Origin of the sequence: Kocuria sp. (assembly GCF_030538595.1) — a bacterium.
Taxonomy (GTDB): domain Bacteria; phylum Actinomycetota; class Actinomycetes; order Actinomycetales; family Micrococcaceae; genus Kocuria.
Genome location: NZ_JAUNTS010000008.1, coordinates 63,523 through 82,639 on the forward strand (window position 1 = coordinate 63,523; position 19,117 = coordinate 82,639).

At 58.7% G+C, this 19,117-nt stretch carries 21 protein-coding genes; 9 read left to right on the forward strand and 12 right to left on the reverse strand.

Annotated elements, in window-relative coordinates:
- Positions 1–94 precede the first annotated feature (94 nt).
- The 6 genes from rpsO to Q4G32_RS08315 form a co-directional block, all read right to left on the reverse strand.
- The gene (gene rpsO / locus Q4G32_RS08290; protein WP_303350636.1) at positions 95–364 is read right to left on the reverse strand and encodes a 30S ribosomal protein S15; all 270 of its coding nucleotides are present in this window, start codon (positions 362–364) and stop codon (positions 95–97) included.
- A gap of 261 nt (positions 365–625) precedes the next feature.
- A complete protein-coding gene (locus tag Q4G32_RS08295; RefSeq protein WP_303350637.1) occupies positions 626–2,038 on the reverse strand; it encodes a hypothetical protein in 1,413 nt (470 codons plus the stop codon).
- Positions 2,039–2,089: 51 nt separating this feature from the next.
- Positions 2,090–3,028, reverse strand: coding sequence for a hypothetical protein (locus tag Q4G32_RS08300; RefSeq protein WP_303350638.1), 939 nt, complete (start codon positions 3,026–3,028; stop codon positions 2,090–2,092).
- Positions 3,029–3,045: 17 nt separating this feature from the next.
- Entirely contained in the window at positions 3,046–3,225 is a 180-nt protein-coding gene (locus Q4G32_RS08305; RefSeq protein ID WP_303350639.1) for a hypothetical protein, read from the reverse strand.
- A gap of 154 nt (positions 3,226–3,379) precedes the next feature.
- Positions 3,380–4,360, reverse strand: a complete 981-nt coding sequence (locus Q4G32_RS08310; protein WP_303350640.1) for a hypothetical protein — start codon at positions 4,358–4,360, stop codon at positions 3,380–3,382.
- On the reverse strand, positions 4,338–5,849 hold the full coding sequence (locus tag Q4G32_RS08315; RefSeq protein WP_303350641.1) for a hypothetical protein: 1,512 nt from the start codon (positions 5,847–5,849) through the stop codon (positions 4,338–4,340). Before Q4G32_RS08315 ends, Q4G32_RS08310 begins: the two co-directional genes overlap by 23 nt.
- A gap of 657 nt (positions 5,850–6,506) precedes the next feature.
- Between Q4G32_RS08315 and Q4G32_RS08320 the strand changes: the two genes are divergently transcribed.
- Positions 6,507–7,511 (forward strand): aldo/keto reductase, encoded by a 1,005-nt coding sequence (locus Q4G32_RS08320; RefSeq protein ID WP_303350642.1) that lies wholly within the window; start codon positions 6,507–6,509, stop codon positions 7,509–7,511.
- A gap of 111 nt (positions 7,512–7,622) precedes the next feature.
- Here Q4G32_RS08320 and Q4G32_RS08325 read toward each other — a convergent pair whose 3' ends face one another.
- From Q4G32_RS08325 to Q4G32_RS08350, 6 genes are all read right to left on the reverse strand, one after another.
- Positions 7,623–8,591, reverse strand: a complete 969-nt coding sequence (locus Q4G32_RS08325; protein WP_303350643.1) for a bifunctional riboflavin kinase/FAD synthetase — start codon at positions 8,589–8,591, stop codon at positions 7,623–7,625.
- Positions 8,592–8,693: 102 nt separating this feature from the next.
- Positions 8,694–9,278 (reverse strand): GNAT family N-acetyltransferase, encoded by a 585-nt coding sequence (locus Q4G32_RS08330; RefSeq protein ID WP_303350644.1) that lies wholly within the window; start codon positions 9,276–9,278, stop codon positions 8,694–8,696.
- Positions 9,275–9,835, reverse strand: a complete 561-nt coding sequence (locus tag Q4G32_RS08335; protein WP_303350645.1) for a hypothetical protein — start codon at positions 9,833–9,835, stop codon at positions 9,275–9,277. Before Q4G32_RS08335 ends, Q4G32_RS08330 begins: the two co-directional genes overlap by 4 nt.
- A 161-nt stretch (positions 9,836–9,996) precedes the next feature.
- Complete coding sequence (locus Q4G32_RS08340; RefSeq protein ID WP_303350646.1) at positions 9,997–10,725, reverse strand: hypothetical protein; 729 nt, start codon at positions 10,723–10,725, stop codon at positions 9,997–9,999.
- A gap of 259 nt (positions 10,726–10,984) precedes the next feature.
- Positions 10,985–12,091 (reverse strand): tyrosine-type recombinase/integrase, encoded by a 1,107-nt coding sequence (locus Q4G32_RS08345; protein ID WP_303350647.1) that lies wholly within the window; start codon positions 12,089–12,091, stop codon positions 10,985–10,987.
- On the reverse strand, positions 12,078–12,638 hold the full coding sequence (locus tag Q4G32_RS08350; RefSeq protein ID WP_303350648.1) for a helix-turn-helix domain-containing protein: 561 nt from the start codon (positions 12,636–12,638) through the stop codon (positions 12,078–12,080). The genes Q4G32_RS08345 and Q4G32_RS08350 overlap by 14 nt, the downstream gene beginning before the upstream one ends.
- Positions 12,639–12,766: 128 nt before the next feature.
- On the opposite strand from Q4G32_RS08350, the gene Q4G32_RS08355 reads away from it, so the two are divergent.
- The 8 genes from Q4G32_RS08355 (at position 12,767) to Q4G32_RS08385 (ending at position 19,052) form a co-directional block, all read left to right on the forward strand.
- Positions 12,767–12,964, forward strand: a complete 198-nt coding sequence (locus tag Q4G32_RS08355; protein WP_303350718.1) for a helix-turn-helix transcriptional regulator — start codon at positions 12,767–12,769, stop codon at positions 12,962–12,964.
- A gap of 17 nt (positions 12,965–12,981) precedes the next feature.
- Positions 12,982–13,452: a hypothetical protein gene (locus tag Q4G32_RS08360; RefSeq protein ID WP_303350649.1), complete on the forward strand. Its 471-nt coding sequence runs from the start codon at positions 12,982–12,984 to the stop codon at positions 13,450–13,452.
- A gap of 93 nt (positions 13,453–13,545) precedes the next feature.
- The gene (locus tag Q4G32_RS08365; protein ID WP_303350650.1) at positions 13,546–13,974 is read left to right on the forward strand and encodes a hypothetical protein; all 429 of its coding nucleotides are present in this window, start codon (positions 13,546–13,548) and stop codon (positions 13,972–13,974) included.
- A complete protein-coding gene (locus Q4G32_RS08370; protein ID WP_303350651.1) occupies positions 13,971–15,392 on the forward strand; it encodes an AAA family ATPase in 1,422 nt (473 codons plus the stop codon). The genes Q4G32_RS08365 and Q4G32_RS08370 overlap by 4 nt, the downstream gene beginning before the upstream one ends.
- Before the next feature lie 484 nt (positions 15,393–15,876).
- Positions 15,877–16,113 carry a WhiB family transcriptional regulator gene (locus tag Q4G32_RS13960; protein WP_368660382.1) on the forward strand — a complete coding sequence of 79 codons (237 nt, stop codon included), beginning with the start codon at positions 15,877–15,879 and terminating at the stop codon, positions 16,111–16,113.
- Positions 16,110–16,394, forward strand: coding sequence for a hypothetical protein (locus Q4G32_RS08375; RefSeq protein ID WP_303350652.1), 285 nt, complete (start codon positions 16,110–16,112; stop codon positions 16,392–16,394). The genes Q4G32_RS13960 and Q4G32_RS08375 overlap by 4 nt, the downstream gene beginning before the upstream one ends.
- Positions 16,395–16,784: 390 nt before the next feature.
- Positions 16,785–17,990 (forward strand): phage major capsid protein, encoded by a 1,206-nt coding sequence (locus tag Q4G32_RS08380; protein ID WP_303350653.1) that lies wholly within the window; start codon positions 16,785–16,787, stop codon positions 17,988–17,990.
- 534 nt (positions 17,991–18,524) lie between these two features.
- Positions 18,525–19,052: a hypothetical protein gene (locus tag Q4G32_RS08385; protein ID WP_303350654.1), complete on the forward strand. Its 528-nt coding sequence runs from the start codon at positions 18,525–18,527 to the stop codon at positions 19,050–19,052.
- Positions 19,053–19,117 lie beyond the last annotated feature (65 nt).

Consider the following 19,117-nt stretch of genomic DNA (forward strand, 5'->3'; position numbering starts at 1 on the left):
TGCGGGCACTGGTTTTTCGGTGCCCGGACAGAGGACAGGGGCGGGGTTCCACCCGATTCAACGGGCCGAACCCCGCCCCGGCTCAAGACGGTGATCAGCGGCGCAGGCCGAGGCGCTCGATGAGCGCACGGTAGCGGGCGATGTCGGTGTCACGCAGGTAGGTCAACATACGACGACGCCGACCCACCAGGCCCATCAGGCCGCGGCGGGTGTGGTGGTCGTGCTTGTGCATCTTCAGGTGCTCGGTGAGATCCGTGATGCGACGAGTCAGAACTGCGATCTGAACCTCGGGCGAACCGGTGTCGCCTTCGTGAGTCGCGTATTCCTTGATGATTTCCTGCTTGACGGCTGCGTCAAGGGCCATGATGAACTCCTTTAAGTTCAGTGCCGTGCGGCCCGGGCGTGATTCTTCACGCCGGGTCCCTGGACCCACTGGCGCGGGTCTTGCGGGGGTCCGTCCACCACGGACTGCAGGCGGACCACCGAATACTGTACCAAACGGCCCTTCGGCACGCATGGGGCACGATTCGAGCTTCCACCGAACTTTGGGCACGGCAAATGCGTTTTCCGGCCCTCCCCGGCGCATTTGCCGTGTTCAAGTTGACTGGATACCGAACGTGGTGGATCAGCTGCGGGACTCGGCCAAATCACCCTTGAGGACAAGCTCCCGGTCAATGCTTTCTATCAACAAATCGTGAAGGTCCAGGGGAACGAAGGATTCCAATCGGAGAAGACCCTTCTCGGTGAGGGTGACTTGTAATGGTCCGCGCTGCTCCGTCTGAACCCATCGAAAAGCTTGACCACCTCTGGCTGTGTCAATCGACCAGAAGGACCATGTACCCGCGGTGACCTCATCTTGAAGCCCCTCATGCCCCTCAAAGTCGATGACATCCAGAACCGGGTCCCCCAAGAAGGTGGATCCTGTGACAAATTTCTCCAAGGATTCAGCCGACACTGTCATTGCGACACTCAGTGGCCAGGTTGCCCTGAGCCCACTCCACGCAGCAATGATGGCCGGCGCCATCCGATAATGCTCGTGCAACAGGTAAAAGTGCCCATCGGCCCCAGCATGCAAATCTTTGGCGCTCGGGCCAATCAACATGAAGGCACCGTCTCCATCAAACCACACTGCGAATGTTGTTTTTGAGAAACCAACGTTTCCGCTACCACTGAGGTCGGGCTCGGTTGCAGAGACAGACGCAAATCTCTGACCCGTCTCCGTCAGCTCCCCCCGAGAAACCAGACCCAGACTTTCCAGGTACCGCAGTTTTCCCGAGTGCATCTTCAGTGAAAAGTCGGATAGCGGCCCACTGCGGTACATCTGATGCACCAGCTCCAGAACAGTATCGTGATCATGGTGAGAGCCCCCGGGAATATCAGCCAGGTAGAGTCCTGCTTCCTTGACCTGCGCTGCTTTCTCCAAAGGGACATTATCCACACCCCAGGATTCAGAAAATTCCTTAGTAGCGATGACGTCTTGACGATCCCGTGGTATTTGTGAAATAGAGTTCACAGCCCCCTCATCGGATCCCACAAGCCTGACAGAACCCGCAACAACCCGCCCCAGGTCAGCAAAATCTCTGTGAGCACCGGCCGGAAGCGTGAGAGTGATTTCAATAACTGAATCATCAGCACCAACCAACCAATGCCACTGCGTGATGGGCACGCCAGCCTCAAACAGCGAGAACACCACCTCCCGCCCGCACAATCCTGATTCCGTGCAAAAAGCATCCCAACCCAAGAGAGAACTTCCGACAAAGGTAGAAAGCATATCGCGTGTGCAGTCTGCGCTTGCCAGAGCAACGCCACCATCAGTGGCCGCACACCGAAAGAACCTCACCACCAGATTAGGGACTATCGAGTGACGTTCCCAAACCGCTTCCCACAGCACATCATCCACTGGCATGGTTGCAACTACCAAACCAGGAATGTCACTAGGGACAAGAATCCAGTCCCCCGGAATGGATAGCACAGCCTGCCCCACTCGGATCATTTCAAAACTCAGCGCTTTATCATCCAAGCCATCGATATTCAGCATAATAAATTCACCCTCAAAAGCCTTTCCGTGAACTCCGGTTCTGATCAGAGATTAGAATCCTCGCGCTCCTCTTTTACTCAGCTGGGATTCGACAACTGATATCACTCCATACGGGCTAGCCAAGGAAGACTGAAGTCCGACCGTGTCACCGGCGGCAAGCATGCCACCCACGCCACCGGGGCGCCCGGAGTGCCAGCGATTAACGGGGCGGATACGCTCTGCAGCTGCCGGAGTGACATGAACGACAACCTTGGAGCGCGCTGATTCAAGTCCCTTAATCTCCGACCAGCCCAAACACCACGATCGAGTACGAAGACCAGACTCATCTATCGTCACATGCTCCGGACGAAGTGCACCCCACATGAAATATGATCCGAACAAGATTAGGAACACGCCAACAATCGGCAACAGAGGCCAAATCAACCGAGTCACACCTCCGCCAGGCTCCATAGCACCCGTGACCAAACCAAAAAATATCCACAGACTCGATACTCCCAAACCAAGACAGAAAACACCGCTGATCAACCAACGCCAAACCTGGACTCGAACAGTCACCAGCAATGGCTGGATCGCAATATTCTCCTTCACCACTGGGCGACTACTCTCAATCTCCAACAAAGAATCGTAGTGGGGATTTTCTTGTCGAACTCGTAGGTACTCCCTGATCCACCGAGGCAACAGAAACTTTGGCAACGGCAAATACATCCCCCAGAGGCCGACCGGAAGCAGGATAATCAAATGAATAAGGCCTATAATTGTAAAAATATTCCCTAGGGGAGTTGACAATCCATGCTCTTGTGGACTGAAGGCCATAGCAAGTCCCCCAAATGATATTCCTTGAAAGAACATCGCAATGGAGAAGCCCTTCAACGGCGGCCAGCCTGCACCTCTATATTTTACCCACTCACGATTGAGTCCCATCCAGGCCGGGAGCCACAACAGATAGCCCAAACCGGCAAAAAACATTAATGGCGGGATGGCAAATAGCACATTAGAATTATAAATCATTAGTTTCCGCCAAAAAATCCTGAGAACTTACTTGCACTTTTTTTCAACAAATCACGACCTTGGTTTGCCAGCCCCTCGGCAAAATGACCTGCAGTGGAACCCAGACTTTCCTTCTCGTAGTCGCCATAAATGTCCGACAGGAACTTGACATTGTCGACCACACCCGCGGCAACAACCACGCCACTGACATCCGTTCCTCCAATTCAGAGAATCTCGAAGCTCATCCCGGACTGACGCGCGACCCACACTCAGCAACCTACCCTCTCAAATGCGATGCTCCATATGAGTTTTTCCTCACGAATCGTTTCGATAAACTGTGATTCCGGACAAGGATTAAAAGAGCGGCGATCCCCTTCGACTCAACTGGTATTCAACAATTGATATCACTCCATCCGGATTAGCCAAGGAAGACTGAAGTCCGACCGTGTCACCGACGGCAAGCATGCCACCCACGCCACCGGGGCGCCCAGAGTGCCAACGATTAACGGGGCGAATACGCTCTGCAACTGCCGGAGTGACATGAACAATAACCTTGGAACGCGAAGATTCAATTCCCTTAATTTCCGACCAATCCAAACACCACGAACGGGTCCGGAGCCCAGACTGATCTATTGTCACATGCTCCGGACGAAGACCGCCCCATACAAAGTACAGTCCAAGCAAAATCAGAAACGCGCCGGAAATCGACAATAGAGGCCAACCCAACCGAGTTATACCCCCACCAAGCTCCATGGAACCTGAGACCACACCAATAAATATCCACAGACTCGCTATTCCCAATCCGAGACAGAGGATGCCACTGATCAGCCATCGCACAACCTGAACCCGAACTGTTATCGGGAATGATTGGGTCCCAAGACCTTCGTTCACCACTGGACGACTATTCTCAATCTCCGACAAAGAATCATAGTGGGGATTTTCTTGTCGAACTCGTAAGTATTCTCTAATCCAGCGAGGTAGCAGAAATTTGGGCAGCGGCAAATACATTCCCCATAATGCGATTGGCACGACAATGAAGAAATGGAACCCAGCAACCAGGTACAGGGCATCACCCAACGGCGTCGATCCATCAGCACCGCGCGGCATGAAAGCTTCGGCGAGCATCCCGAAAGCAGCCCCTTGAAATAATGCTGCAATAGCTAGGCCCTTGAGTGGAGGCCAGCCCGAATTCCTCTCCTTAATCCATTCTTTATTTAAGCCAAGCCAAGGAGGAAGAAATATTAGATAGCCGAGTGCAGCAAGAAACATAAATATTGGAACACCAATAAGCATGTCAGGTGATTTCAGCAAATTAATCCCCTCCAAAAAATCCACGTACGGCATTTATTCCATTTCCAACTTTGTCTCGAATAACATTGCTGGCTCTTTCGGTCATATGCCCCACGGCCTGCCCTGCACTCTCACGTTCACCGTCGCCATCCATGTCCGGTAAGATTTTGACATTGTCGACGACACCGGCGGCAGCAACGCCGACTAAGGCGCCTGCCACGCCACCAACAATCGTTCCACCGACTGGAATGATGCTGCCGATCGCTGCTCCGGCAGCAGCACCGGCGGCCACGCTGGCACCAACTTGTCCCGCTGTATTGGCGGCAGCGTCAAAGTTGGCTTCTTTCTTAATATCAGCTTCAGACATTCCTGGGTTTTCACGCCTCAGGTCTTCAACATTGGATTCGCGTTCATCTTTGAATGTCAGCCCCGCGGTGGCAACGGTCCCAGCCACGCCGAAGGCCCTGCCCCCATATCGCAGACCCTTAGACCAACCCTTCTCCTTCACGCGAGTACTTTCCTCGACCACAGTCAGTGAGTTCCCTTTCAGCTCGGAACCCTTGAGCTTGACTGTCTTCTGGTCCCGCGCCTGGTGCATCTCTTTGGTGAGTCCGGCCAACGGCAACCCCTCCAGGAAATTGTTGGCAAAGCCTTTCGCGCTCCACTGGAGCCCCCGGAGAGGGCTCCCTCTATATACGGACTTACGTTCCTTCCAAAGTTCCTTCATTTGCTGTCCGGACCTGGCTGCATCACGCGACGCCAACCCCAAGATTCCGTTCTTGCCTTGCCAGAGTTCGCTGCCAAATATTGATGTGGTGTTTCGAGCTCTGGTCCTACCGGTCTCCGCCGTGGCTCGCGCCGCGCCCTTGCCACTGTCAGTGAATTCTGTTCTGTAGGTACGGTTCGTCGTGGTGGTAGTTGTGACTCGTTGTCCTTGAATAACTGCCAGTCCTGCAGCTACAACATAGCTTTCACTCGACGCTGCGAGGCCAGCAGTTACGGGACTTCGTACATCACCCCAAGAATGGTAGCCTCGGCCGCCAGGCGCAGGCCCCAGCGGATTCAGTTCCAAACCGCCCAGGGCTCCGACCACAACAGAAATGATGGATTCGTATCTCTTCTGCAGAGAGTCCATCTGATCGATGAGCTGATCGTGACGCAACTGTTCATGCGGCTCCAAGTCGCTCCACCCATGGAACAGGTGCTCTGCATTGAAGACTTGAACTTCGAGTGAGAGGTCTTCACGTTGGGATCGCAAAGCTGTCAATTCGTCGCAGAATGATTCGAGTTGACGAGCAGCTTTGTCCCCGTAGGTCTTGACATCGTCAGCCAGAGAGTTGGGAGTGTTGAGTCCAGCAACCAACTCCGCGTCTGAGTCACCCCGGTAGTGGTTTGCCAGATTTCCCCAGGTGGAGTGTGCATCTCCGATGTGGTCATTGAACCGTCGAGCCTGGTCACGGAGGTCCCCCGCCAAGGACTCGATCGGCCCCGGAGATTCCCACGTGGTGAATTTGAACGGGTTGATGAAAACCATGAAATGTCCTGTTCTAAAGGATGCCCGGCATGTCGGGGCGCATGACGGTGCTGGCAGCAGTTGACGAACGATCCCGCATCTCGCGATCACCACTGACCACGTGGCCCACAGCCTGACTCCCGTGGTAGGTAGCACCACTCACATGTTCAACAATGGACTCCATGGTGGGGACAATAGTTGTATCCCTCAACGCTGTGAGGGCGGTCCGCAGCTCGGGACTCTTGGCCTCCTGGATGAGGCTGTCGACCGTCCGATCCAGGCTGCGCCTCTCGGTGTCAGCCGATTCGCAATCAGAATCAACGGTTTTGAACACGTTAGAGCAAGCTCCCGTGTCTACGCTGTATGAGCTCACAAGCTGTCCTTTCTGAATAACCAACCAGCAAGAGGGTACTCGTAGGCTTGCATTGCTCCTAGCCGAAAGCATATTGGGGACATCATGAGGATCACTTTGCATCCATCTCATGGACGATCCGTGCATTCTCGCGGAGTTGAGGACTTCCATCAGCTATCTCCTCTGCGTAACAATTCCAAATCAGTCGCAATGGCCTGGCTCAGAAACCCCGCGGCTCCCTTCCTGGTCGGTCCCCCATTGACAGCCCACTGACGGGCAGAATGGACCCCAAGAGCACACCAGCGTCTACCGGAAGGCATCTCCCCATGAGTCACTCCACCACCCAGCCGGCCCCGCAACGCGGCGGCAGCAACGCACAGGAACCGGAGATCGAGTACGACCAGGAGAAGATCGACCAGGCCGGGCGGGAGGCGGAGCAGCAGGAGGACTTCTTTGACGATCACGAGTTCAACAAGGAACTCTCCGACCAGGTGGGGGTGGCAGATCGCCGCCACACGCTGCATGACGGGAACAAGATTCCGCCCATCGGCCTGGGCACCGCACGCATGGACAATGGCGTGGCCGAAGCCGTGGTGTATGAAGCCCTGAACGCCGGCTTCCGCCTCATCGACACCGCCGCCAATTATGAGAACGAAGCCGGCGTGGGCCGCGCACTCAAAGATTCGCTGCTGCCCCGTGAGGATGTTTTTATCACCACCAAGCTCCCTGGCCGCGATCAGGGCACGGACCCGGTGCGTAGGTCACTGGAACAGTCCCTCCAGCGCTTGCAGCTGGACAAGGTTGACCTCTACCTCATCCACTGGCCCAACCCCCAGCGGGGTCGCTACGTGGAGTCCTTCCGCACCATGTTGGAGCTGCGTGAGGAAGGGCTGATCGGCTCGGTGGGCGTCTCCAACTTCACCCCGGAAATGGTGGATGAACTGATCGCCAAGGTGGGTGAAGCCCCCACGGTGAACCAGGTGGAACTCCAACCCCAGTTTCAGCAGGAAGCCTTACGCGCCCATCACCACGGTCACCGGATTCTGGTGGAGGCCTGGGCGCCCCTGGGCTACAACTCCAAGGTCATGAACCACACCTGGATCCAGGAAATAGCGGCTGACCAGGGCCGGACTCCCGCTCAGGTGATCCTGCGCTGGCACATCCAGAACGGCGTGGTCCCCATCCCCAAGACCTCCAAGCCCAACCGTATGGCGGAGAACCTGGACGTCTTCGGCTGGGAGCTGAGCCCCGAGCAGATGCACCGCATCAAGTTGCTGCACACGGGCCTGTCAGCTTCCGGATTCGACCCCTGGGAGCATGAAGAACTCTGAAGTCACCCTCCCCCACTGAACCCCAACGACGGCGGCACCCCGGTTGATACCGAAGGGCCGCTGTCATTGGGTGTGGGGTTGGTCGGTTGAAGTGGTGTGGACTGTCTGGACTCAGGTTTCGGCCAGAAGCTCCCGGGTCTGCTCAACGTCTTTGGTCATCTGTTCGATCAGCTTCTCAACACCTTCATAGGCCACCATGCCCCGCAGGCGCTGCACGAACTCCACAACCACTTCCTGCCCGTACAGGTCAAAGTCCTCCACGCGTTCCACGGGGCGGTCGATCACATGCGCCTCCACCACCCGAGCAACACCGTCAAACGTGGGGTTGGAACCCACGGACACTGCCACGGGCCAGCGGCGGTCCTGAGCATCGTGGAGCCAGCCGGCGTAGACGCCGTCGTCCGGGACGTAACCGTCCGCTTCCGAATCCAGGTTGGCCGTGGGGAAACCAAGCTCCCGGCCCCGGGCCGCACCGTGCACCACGGTGCCGCGAACACGGTGTGGGCGCCCCAGCATGACCGAAGCCTCTGCAACCTCTCCGCGGGCCAGCAACTCACGAATCCAGGTGGAGGAGATGCGACGGTCGGTGTGCTCACCCACCAGCTCGCCCTCCAGGTCGGCCACCACCACAACCTCAAAACCTTGCTGACGCCCCAGGTCACGGAGGACTTCAACATCACCCGAGTTGCCGTGGCCAAAGCGAGTGTCCGCACCCACCACCACACAGTCGGCTCGCAGTCCCGTCCGCAGGAAATCAGTCACGAACTGCTCCGGGGACTGCGCCGCAAAATCCAGGTCATAGTGCTGCACCAGCACCGCATCCAGCCCCAACGCCTCCATGGCATCCAGTTTGTCCCTGGTTCCCATGATCTTGCCGCGGTGCGTTTCCGGGCGGTGAACTTCCGCCGGATGCGGGTCAAAGGTGAGAACCACGGCCTGCCGGTTCTGCTCCCGAGCCATCTCCACGAGCTTCCGCAGGACCTCCTGATGGCCACGGTGAACACCGTCGAAATTACCGACGGTCACCACAGACGGCCCAAAGTCCTCCGAGACTTGGGTGAGGGAGTGGTAGCGGTGCACGGTGCTCCTTGTGCGCGTGGGTCTGGTGGTGCAGTACGGGTTTGCTGACGGTGTGTTTTACCGGCACTCAGATTAGCCGGTTCCACCCTCCCCCGCCGATTTTCACGACGACGCCGGTACGGCCCATTCGTAGGCTGCCCCCTGGGAGTCCGTGGCCCGGATGGAGGCCATCCAGCAGTCCCGGATCTCGCCGCGCTGCTCCAGGTAACCGGGGATGAACACGGGCTTCCCGAAACCGAGTTTCCAGGAAAGTTTGACCGATGCCCAGTTGCCGTCGAAAGCGACCCAGTGCAGGTGCGTGAAGCCGAGGGTGTTGAAGGCGTAGTCCATGAGCAGTCGGCAGGCCGCCTCCGCGGCTCCGGTGCCACGGGCGTGCGGCCCAAAGTTCAAACCGATGTCCGCGGCACCCGCGCGAATGCGAGACAACTCGATGGTGCCCAAAAGCCGTTCGTCGGAATCGTGGACCGCCCAGTTCAGAGCCGTACCGTCCCGCCACGCTTGCGGCGCGTGTTCCAGGAGGTACCAGCGCGCGCCGCTATCCGTGTAAGGCACCGGCACGGTGGTCCATTGGACCGCCACCGGGTCCTGGCAGTTGAGCACCAGCTGATCTACGTCCGCCTCAGACATTTCCGTCAGGGTCACAAATCCATCGGTCAGCGTGGGTGGCTGCTGCGGCAGAGCTTTCACGATTCCTCCGTTCCGGGCTGGACGCCTGCTGTGCCGTGACGGCTGGGCAGAGTGCGCCACAGCCACCACAGGCCGATGAACGGTAGCACCAGGGGGATGAATCCGTAGCCCTGGCCGAAGTGAGACCACACGGTGGCATCGGCAAAGAGGTTTGGAGCCAGGTAGGTCCAGGCACCGATTCCCACCACTCCCACCAGCTCGATGAGCACGGCCACCGTGGCCACCTTGTGCCAGGTCGCTCCGGTACGGGTCAGGGCCACCGCCGCCAGGATGTAGACCAGCGCCGCAAAGAGGGAGAGCAGGTAGGCCAGCGGGGCGATGTCGAACTGCGTGCCGATCTGGTAGGCCGCACGCACGCCGGCCGAGAGCGCAAAGATGCCGTAGACGGCAATGATCACGCGACCGAACCCGCTGTTTTTGGCATCATGCGGGTGCCCGCTCTGTTGCTTGGGACCAAAGCGGCGCTGCAGCACACCCCCGCGTGCGGTTGGCTCCTGTGCAGGCTCGGCTTTGGCGACCTGGGCGGTGGGGCTGGACATGGTGGGGTCGTGACTCACGTCAGGATTCTCCGGTTGGATGTGATTGAACCTTCGATACAGCTCGGTACCGCATCCTCCATTGAACACGAACCGAAGCACTACCAACTCTACGGCCACATCACTGGTGAGAAACCACATACCCGCGGAGGAAGGGTCACCCGCACAAGAAGCTCGTCGGCCTATCGGCAGGCGGAACCGCCGTCGCTGCTTGACGTGTAGCGCAATGTCTGACCGTCGGACAACGTGACCACGACGACTGCAAAGTTGGGCACCACGGCAGTCGCGGTGGGGCAAGTTCTGGGTGGCACAACCCCGCTGTAGGTCACTGCGAATCGTCCCGACGGACCGGTCGTGAAGTCCCGGCATCCATCTGTGTCGGTGGTGTACGTGCCACTCGAACCGTTGGTGCCGGCTGTCCAGGAGAAGTTCAGATCCCAGGATTGGCGGGTGACGCCGTCCGGATAGACTTGATTGGTCAAGTTCTGAGTATTGCTCACGGTATTGCGCCAGGCCGTGCCAGCTCCCGGCGTGTAAGGCATGGCAGCAAGGTTCTCAGACCGGCGATTGGAGCTCTGATTACCGACCCAGAAAGCACCGGGCCCGGAGGAAGTCTGGCCGATCCGATTTGCGATCCACCACTCGTAGGTGACTTGGGTGACCGTGACGCCCGCAGGCAGGTTGTCGACATACGTCTGAGCGCCAACAGACAGAGACTGCGTCGTGGACGGCGCACCCAGAGTTCCCCAGTTGTAGGCCAACCCACCGCTCACGCGCAGAGTGGGAACGCACCGTGACGCTGCGTACGCCGGAGCAGCGGAGGCCACAGCAATGGTGGGTACCGTCCAGGCAAGTCCTTTGGCCACTGTGCGCCGAGATACGTCTCGGATTAGCTTCTGATTACTTGACATGGATTGAGATTAACACCGATCAATACGGGAAATGATGGGTGTGGGACTTTCCAATACGATCAACACATTTGTGGGTGCTGTGGCTTGCGACCTGGGCATCAATCCGACTCACCTGCAGGGGCACGCTCGCCGAAGAATTCTTCGCAGCCGACATCAAGAAGCCTTGAACCACAAAGACCTTGGGGCTCATCACAGTGAGCAAACCCCTATTGGTAGTACCAGATGAACTAGACGACACGGGCATAACAGCTAGTGAAAGCTAGTTCGGTTGTGTGGCAGTCCGCACAGGGTCCGCAGGAGCTTCCGCAGCCGCCCGCATGAGACCCGCCGCAGCCGCCCTTGTGGTGTCCTCCGCAGAAGGCCACATATGAGAATAAGTGTTCAGAGTGATGGTTGCAGAAGCGTGCCCCAAAGCCCGCTGAACAGTCACCACATCACACCCGGCGGCAATCAACCCGGAGGCATAAAAGTGCCGCAGATCGTGAATCCTGCAAGGCTCTCCCCCGACCTGCTTGCGCGCCTGGTTCCACCGGTAATCGGCTGAGCTTCCACCCATCAGACCACCGGAGGCCGTTGCGAACAGGAACCCCTCAACGCCGTGCACTCCTTGCCCAATGTGCTGACTCAACATGTTCAACAGGTCATCGGGAAGGTAGACGTCCCGTTCCGAATGCGCCTTCGGAGGGCACAGTTCCAACCCTCCCCCGGCCTTCCGAGCCACCTGGTTGGCGACTCGCAGCTTCCGCCCCAAGAAGTCGATGTCCTGTACTCTCACAGCGCAGGCTTCTCCGATCCGTAGGCCGGCAAAAGCGCAGAGGGCGAACAGCGGCCGGTGACGGGCGTCCGCTGCGTCGATCAGCGTGGCAACCCGTGCAGGGCTGGGAATGACTGTGTGCTGTTCACGGCGGCGCTGTTTCGGCAGTGATACACCCAGCGTTACGTCTTCTCTGAGCAGTCGGTCAGCCACCGCACAACGGATCACGGTCCGCAGATTCGTGAACCGCACTTTGATGGTGCTGGCGGCCAAGGTTTGGGCTTGTTCCTGCACCCAGGTCTGAACGTGTGAGCGGCGCAGCTTCCCGAAGGGAAGGTCCAGGAATCCAGCCGAGTTGATGGACTGGTCCACGGCCTGTTGTGTGCGGTGGTTCCAAATCTGGCGGGCTCGAAAGTCCTGGTAATAGGTTCTCAGCGTGATGCTGTCGTTGCTGGGGTCCACGTAGCGACCGGTGGCCGTGTCCACGGTGACGGTGTCGAGCCACTTTTGAGCGTCGATTTTGCGCGGGAAGTGCTTGGCGTGCTCCTTGCCGTCCTGGTCCCGGTAGCGGGCGCGCCATGACCCGTTCGGGCGCTTCTTAATCGATGCCACGCGTTAAATCCTCAACATCTTCAGCCAATCCGAGGCCAGTCAGCTCAGGTAGTGCTTGCCGCGGATCCCTCCGATCCCGCCTTGCCCCAAGATGCTGGGCAACGCCTTCAACTACACCGCGGCTCACTGGGAACTGAGCAGCTGTGTTTGCAGCCCACGCGAACGTGTCTTTCAGGGCGGCGTCATCCCCTGAATCTTGGGCTAGGGCATGCCGCAATGAAGCGTGAAGCATCAGCAATCTGCCCACTTCATCCTTAACCTTCGACACAGCTGGCCCCATCGCTTCGACCAGATCACGAACTAGTTGCCGCTGTGACATGTCCTGTGACGTCATCAGCAAATCATCAAGTGTGCAGTCCAACTTGCGGGCGATCATTGCAGCTTCTTCAACAGTCGTGGGCCGAGAACCGCGCTCGATCTTGGCGATTTTGTCCCTGGTGAGTCCGTGAGAGTTCAGGAGGTCCGCAAGGTCCTGCTGGGTCATCTTCTGCGCCGTCCGGATGAGTCTGAGGTTTGTCCCAAACCGCTCCTTGAAGTCTGCACTCACAGTGTCACCATCCATCGCTGCATCCATATACGCACACGCTATGTGCTTGACAGGCACAACGCAACCAATCAAACTAGATGTGCGTCAAACGCTCACCAAATGATCGCACCTCGCACACTGGAGGAATGATGACCACGCCCACCCAACCCGACCGCCTGCTGTACATCGAGGACTTCGCTGAACTGATTAGACGGTCACCCTCAGCAGTGAGGTACATGCTCCATGCAGGCACCGCACCCAGGTCCGCCCTGATCGGGGGCCGTCGCATGTTTAGGCAATCCGACGTCACGACCTGGCTTGAAGCGCAGTTTGAGGCCGCATCGTGACCCGCCACCGTGGAGCCGTGCTCGTGCCCCTGGAGGACTATCACGACGCGAATTTCTACCCACACGACAAAACCCGCCCCGGTGCACCAGCCGCCAAGCACGGCACCAAGACGGGCAACCCAACCACCAACAACCAGCAGGAGGGCACTCGCATGTCTATCACAGCAAGCACGGTCACCATTCCGGCCGGATTCAAACCCCAGTACGAACATGACCCCACACCCGAGCAGCCCAACCTGGCTGTTCTGGACCGGGCAGAAGGTCCAAGGTTCCACGATCACGGCTTGAACCTATCCGCTGAGTGGCACACCAGCACGGGCGTCAAAATCCACACCTGGGTATCACCCGGCGGGGAACCACAAACCGCCGTGGATGACCTCCCGAGACTCGCCGCAGCACTCCTGGCGTTCTATGACGAGGTGCGTGCTGCCACCGCGGAGACTGTCGATTTGCCGTTCACTCGAACAGACGGCAAGCACAACAACTAATCCCAATGAGTGGGAGCCCCGCGCCAACCCGAATGAGGCGGGGCGGGCAAACACGGGGCTCTCACAATTCACACCACACGGAAAGAATTGAGCGTGCGACACCACAAGTCTACCCGAATCCGGGCGAATAGATACGCGGAAGCCACCCCGCCACTAACACGCGAAGAATCCGCCACCACTGAAAATGATTGGTTGGCTGTTACCCGGAAAGCGCGGGGCCTCATTGATCAAAATGACCCCCTTGCGTTGGAAATTTTCAACATGGGACGCCGCCACGGGCAAGAAATTCAGGAATCCCGATCACAAATCGCCATGCTCGCATTCATGGAAGGGATCGACCCGAATTATCAGGGCAATGTTTCCTACGTGTGGACACGGTTGGCCAATGCCTGCCGGATATGGTCCGACCCCACAGTTTCCCACCCTGTGCAACCCCGCACGCCCGCTACGCACTTCTTCACCCCCACCCAGGACCGGGCCCAGGCGTGGGCGAACCTGGCAACCCAGGGGGTGGCCGCGTGAACCGCCCAGAAACAGAACCCTGGTCAGAAACGAACCTGAAGCTCACCCGCGCATCAGATGTGCGAACACGCCGCCAACGCTGGTTGTGGGACGGGATTATTCCGCTTGGTGTTCTGACCTGCTTCGCCGGGAACGGCGGAGAAGGTAAGACCACATTTGCGCTGGACGTCGCAGCCCGTGTCACTCACGGCACCCTGGACGGAGACTTACACGGAACCCCTCGTGATGTGATCCTCATTGGTGCTGAAGATGACCCAGCATCAACCGCCGTGCCCCGGCTGAAAGCAGCGGGCGCGGATTTGGAGCGCGTGCATTTCGCCCAGGTGGAGACCGTCACCGACTTCCACACTGGGCAACGTGAGCTGAAGTTCCCGATGGATACCAGCATGCTTCGGCAAGCCGTTGAGGCCACGAACGCGACCCTGATCATCATTGACCCCATTTCCTCAGCCATGAGCAATGGCGATCTGAATAAGGTCCAAGATGTTCGGGCAGCAGTGGAGCCCATTGCCGCGTTGGCGGCATCACAGTGTCTTTCCGTGATCCTGGTCAACCACTTCAACAAGGGATCCGGCAGTGTTCGCAACAAGGTGTCCGGCTCGCACGGTTTCCGTGATGTTCTGCGGTCTCTGCTGGTGTTCGCCAAGGATGAGGAAACTGGCGAGCGAATCCTGACGCAAGACAAAAATAATTACGGCACGGGCCTGAATTCGTACAAGTTCACGATTGAGTCAGTCGAGGTGTCCACCGATGACGGGGAGACGGCGGAAGTCGGGCGGGCACGATTCCTTGGGGCATCCGATATTTCCGTGGGGGACATCATCAATCGGGAGCCGGGTGGTGCCGATGATGCCGAGGACCGGAACGCCGCCCAAGAGTTCCTTCTCGATTACTTGCGTGACCAAGACAGGCATGAAGCTGTTGCCGGTGACGTGATCAAGGCGGGAGCAGCAGCGGGATTCAGCCGAGACGAGATGAAGAAAGCCCGCGCACGATGCCAGTCGCCACGTGTTGTATCCACGAAGTCTGGTTTCGGCTCCAAGGGCGGTTGGGTCTGGATGATCGAGGAATCCCCCCATGAAGGGAATGCCCCTTCTAACGGTGGCACCTTTGGCACCTTAACGGCAGAAACCTGTGTTCCCCCTAGTCAGACCAAAGGGGCCACCTCCCCAGTGGATGACACCTCAGGCAAGAGCCCATCTGATAAAACCCCTAGTCAAACCAAAGGTGCCAAAGGTGCCACTTTGCAAGAGGGCGACACCTTTGTGACCACCCCAGCCGAGGACGGCGGCTTCTGCCAACGCGTCGGCTGCGCCGGCAGGGCAATCAACGGCGGGAAGTTCTGCCGCCACCACGACGGCCTGACGGACCGTCTGGAAGCCGACCGGCGAACCCACCTCACGGTGGTGGAGCCATGAAAGACCGCACCAACCTTGGCCTGTCCCCCGCAACCACACCAGGCGCTTGCGCAGGAACCCCCCGTTGCATCAATGGGTGGTTAGGCACACCAGACACCCCCGCCCCGTGCCCAATCCACCGGCCCCATCTGAAACACGGTTTAGGTGGCTGGTACCTGGATCGAGACCAGTTGCCGCAGAGGGGGAAGCGATGACCCACACACGGGAAACCGCCGGAGCCTGGGTACAGGAGTACCTGACAACCAAGGGAGGGAGCGCACCAGGGGCTAAGGTCAACGCAGCAGCCATGGCGGACGGTTACGCACCCAGCACCCTCCGGGCCGGTCGGCTCACAGCGGCCGCGCCGTGGATCGCCGTCACCCGCGATCCCACCGACACCCGCCGCACCGTCTGGTCGTTGACCGACACCCAGCCAGCACCGCACAGGAGCACCCCACTCCCGGGAGGCCTGGGGACCACACACCACCGGGCGTACCGGGAACTTATGGCCCTGGTGGATGCCCACCCGGTTCCCTGCCGGACCGACCGCCACCGGCACGCCTGGACCAGCCCAGACACCGAGGATCAGGAGTACGCCGCCACACGCTGCACCGCCTGCCCCATCCGACGTGCTTGCCGCCAATACGCCACCCGCTGGACAGAAACCGGTGGTGTTTGGGGTGGGAGACAGGAACCCGCCGAGAAAAACCCAAACCCCCAACGAAAGGACAACCAACAATGAACCCGCTTACGAATTTCGAGAAAATCACCGGATACGAATTCGCCGCCGATCTTGTGAAATCCCAGTTGGAAGGTAATCAGGAACGCTTTGACCACATTTTCAGTGAATGCGTGAATGGTGATCCGCGTGTCGCGCAGCTCGCATTGAAATCAATTGCCGTAGTCGCAGCCAGGTCTTTGTACGCGCTCCACGCTGGTAATCGACAGACCGCAGCAGATCAACTGGATACCGACATCATGGGAACGGTCATGCAACTGCAGAACACACCCGAATCCGAATGACCCTGTTTACCAATCTGGGGTAAAATCATGGGCAGGTGAATGTGCGGATGGTTTTTTGGTTGTTCCTCACTAATCCGCATCAACACCCAGACACCGAAGTGTGACCCACCGGGCGGCCAGCCTAAGGCCCGCCAGCCCTGTGCCACGCGCCCCACCAGGATGGTGACGAGACCTTGGCCAAGGTAAGTCACTGGTCTTGGTGGGGCAACTTCGGGGGATGCCAAGCCAGGCAGCCGCGCCAGCCCAGACAGGAACCGGCGGACGAGACCCCACAGGGTAAGTCCACCAGTCCCGCTGAGCGGCCCCGCTAGCCTAGGCTCGCGTGACCCGCGTCGTGACCACAGAACACAGACCCCTATTCAGGGGCTATCACGATTGCGAGAACAAACAATGGATACGAAACTCCAAGCCCTCACTGCCGAAGCGCAGGGCATCATTGCCGCCTACAAGGCTGGCACCATGACCGATGCCCAACGGAACCGGCTGAACACCCTCAACACAGAGATTGAGGCACGTAAGGCTGAGGTAGACCAGATCAAGGCCGGCGAAGCCCTGGTGGCGGGTATTGGTGCGGAAAAGAGCACCGGCACACCCAAGGGCCAACGCCTGACCCGTGGGGCCGTGCAGAAGACCGCCGGTGACCTGGCGAAGCAGATCACCCGGAATTCCCACAGCATGGGCACAAAGGCCGCCATTACGGGCGTGTATCAGTCCGAGTGGGGCGAGAACATCACGGTGTACACCACCCCCTTGGCCCCGTCCCTGACCTCATTGTTCACGGCCTTGCCGCTGACCCTCCACGGGCAGGAGCACTACAGCTATCTGCGCACCGGAGAGAACGATCTACGGGCCGATACCGTGGTGAAAGGTGAGCTGAAGCCCACCTCCACGTTCGGTGTGGAATACGTCCAGGATCGACTGCGTATGTTCGCCCACGTCTCCGACCCCTGTAACGAACAGGTCTTGGAGGACGCCCCGGTGCTTCACCAGTTCCTCGGCAAAGGCCTCACTGACGGCCTGTTGACCGCCCTGGACCGGCAGCTGATCAGCGGTCGCGGTTCCACCGTCCCCGGCCGACCGGACATCGCTGGTCTGCCGCAGGACGAGAACAACGACGACGAACCGAAGCGAGATGAAATTCTTGGTTTGGCGAACGTTGATGGAATTCTTGTTGTTGAGGTTGCTGAAGGCGTTGGAATGCTCAACAGCATCCGAAAGGCAATCACTTCCATCTCGCTGGCCAGCGGCGCAGAAGCCAACACCGTTGTGATGCACCCAGCACAGTATGAGGAACTGGAGCTCCAACAGCTCACTGATGGTGCGTACCTGCTGGATTCCTCACCGGTTGCATTGCACACAAACACGCTTTGGGGCTTGAACATCACGCTCTCGCAGGGTGTGGAGATGGGTGAGGCATTCATCCTGGATACCAACGCCGTGCAGCTCTCCACTGATTACCAGGGCATCCGCCTGGCGATCTCCAACAACGTGGATGACGATTTTCAGCGCAACAATGTCCGCTTCCGCGCTGAAGCACGGTTCAACCTGGACGTGATCAATCCCAAGGGTGTCGCCCGCGTCCGCACCGCAGCGTAACCCCACACAAGAAGAAGGGGAGCCTCGCCGTCAATGGTGGGACTCCCCTTCTCCTGTATCCACAACCCCACACACCTGTTAACGAAAAATGTTGAAGTTGCAAACGCAAAGGGCGGAGGCTCCGATGATGGTTCTCTCCCCCCGGACCCCACCCCCTCCCCCTAAACGGTGTTCAAGTTTGGTTTGGGCACCCTAGTTTGTCGCCTGGTGAGCGTCGTGAGCCTGTGTCTGAGCAGTCCGACGCGGGCATGCCCACACGCGCCATAGCGCCCATTGTCGGGACCGACCAGGCGACTGTTGCCAGAGACACCCAAGCACAGTCTGATACCCCTCAGAAGGTGCCTTCTCCCACTGTCGCGGTCTCCGTTACTGGCATGGACGGGAAGACCCACACCCGGCAAGCCCCAACCCAGCCGGAACCACGCGGCACACGTCCCAACCACCGCAGAGCGCAACGCCACACCGCGCAACGTAGTGGGACCGGATTGAACACCCAGGCGACTTTATGAGCATCCCCTCTGACAAGATCAGGGCATGCTTGATTCAAACACTTGGTCAGCCCTGTACCCCTACGTTGCTCTCATAGTGACCCCCGCGGTCGGCCTAGTCGGCATATGGGTGGGAGAGCGCCTAAGACGCGCCAGCAACACTGAGTCAGCCGCTAGAGAGCGCGATATCGCCCGGCGCGGTCAGGTAGCTGCCGCGGCTGTGTCGTTGATAACCGCCGTTAGGCAACACCTTGCGTTCAACATGGCCAAGGCTGACCATGACCGAAACACCACTATGTTCAACCGGAAACCAGCAGTGGGCATCCAGTCCTTAGAAGGGATGATTGACGACCAGTGCGAGGCTCTGAGCCGGGAGCGGGATCATTTATTGGCACAGCGGACGAAAGTCAACAGTGACCTGTCCACAGCTGTGGCATTGATTCAAATCCTGTGTCCACATTTGCACGGCCGAGCGCATGAGCTGGCCAGGATGGCCGCCAAGAGCGATTCCCCCTCGGTCGAACTCGAATTGCACGTGAGAGAGTTCGCGGACGCAGCGGCAGAGTACGTCTAACCACGGTGGCGCAATCACGGTCTGAGTCCGCACAGAGTCCGCAAAAAGTCCGCAACAGGGCCAAA

Bases quoted from the DNA above. Each gene is read 5' to 3' on its own strand.
- Q4G32_RS08385 (WP_303350654.1), top strand. From the start codon at position 18,525: ATGCTTGATTCAAACACTTGGTCAGCCCTGTACCCCTACGTTGCTCTC.
- Q4G32_RS08320 (WP_303350642.1), top strand. From the start codon at position 6,507: ATGAGTCACTCCACCACCCAGCCGGCCCCGCAACGCGGCGGCAGCAAC.
- Q4G32_RS08340 (WP_303350646.1), bottom strand. From the start codon at position 10,725: ATGTCAAGTAATCAGAAGCTAATCCGAGACGTATCTCGGCGCACAGTG.
- Q4G32_RS08375 (WP_303350652.1), top strand. From the start codon at position 16,110: ATGAACCCGCTTACGAATTTCGAGAAAATCACCGGATACGAATTCGCC.
- rpsO (WP_303350636.1), bottom strand. From the start codon at position 364: ATGGCCCTTGACGCAGCCGTCAAGCAGGAAATCATCAAGGAATACGCG.
- Q4G32_RS08380 (WP_303350653.1), top strand. From the start codon at position 16,785: ATGGATACGAAACTCCAAGCCCTCACTGCCGAAGCGCAGGGCATCATT.
- Q4G32_RS13960 (WP_368660382.1), top strand. From the start codon at position 15,877: ATGGCCCTGGTGGATGCCCACCCGGTTCCCTGCCGGACCGACCGCCAC.
- Q4G32_RS08355 (WP_303350718.1), top strand. From the start codon at position 12,767: ATGACCACGCCCACCCAACCCGACCGCCTGCTGTACATCGAGGACTTC.
- Q4G32_RS08315 (WP_303350641.1), bottom strand. From the start codon at position 5,849: ATGGTTTTCATCAACCCGTTCAAATTCACCACGTGGGAATCTCCGGGG.
- Q4G32_RS08295 (WP_303350637.1), bottom strand. From the start codon at position 2,038: ATGCTGAATATCGATGGCTTGGATGATAAAGCGCTGAGTTTTGAAATG.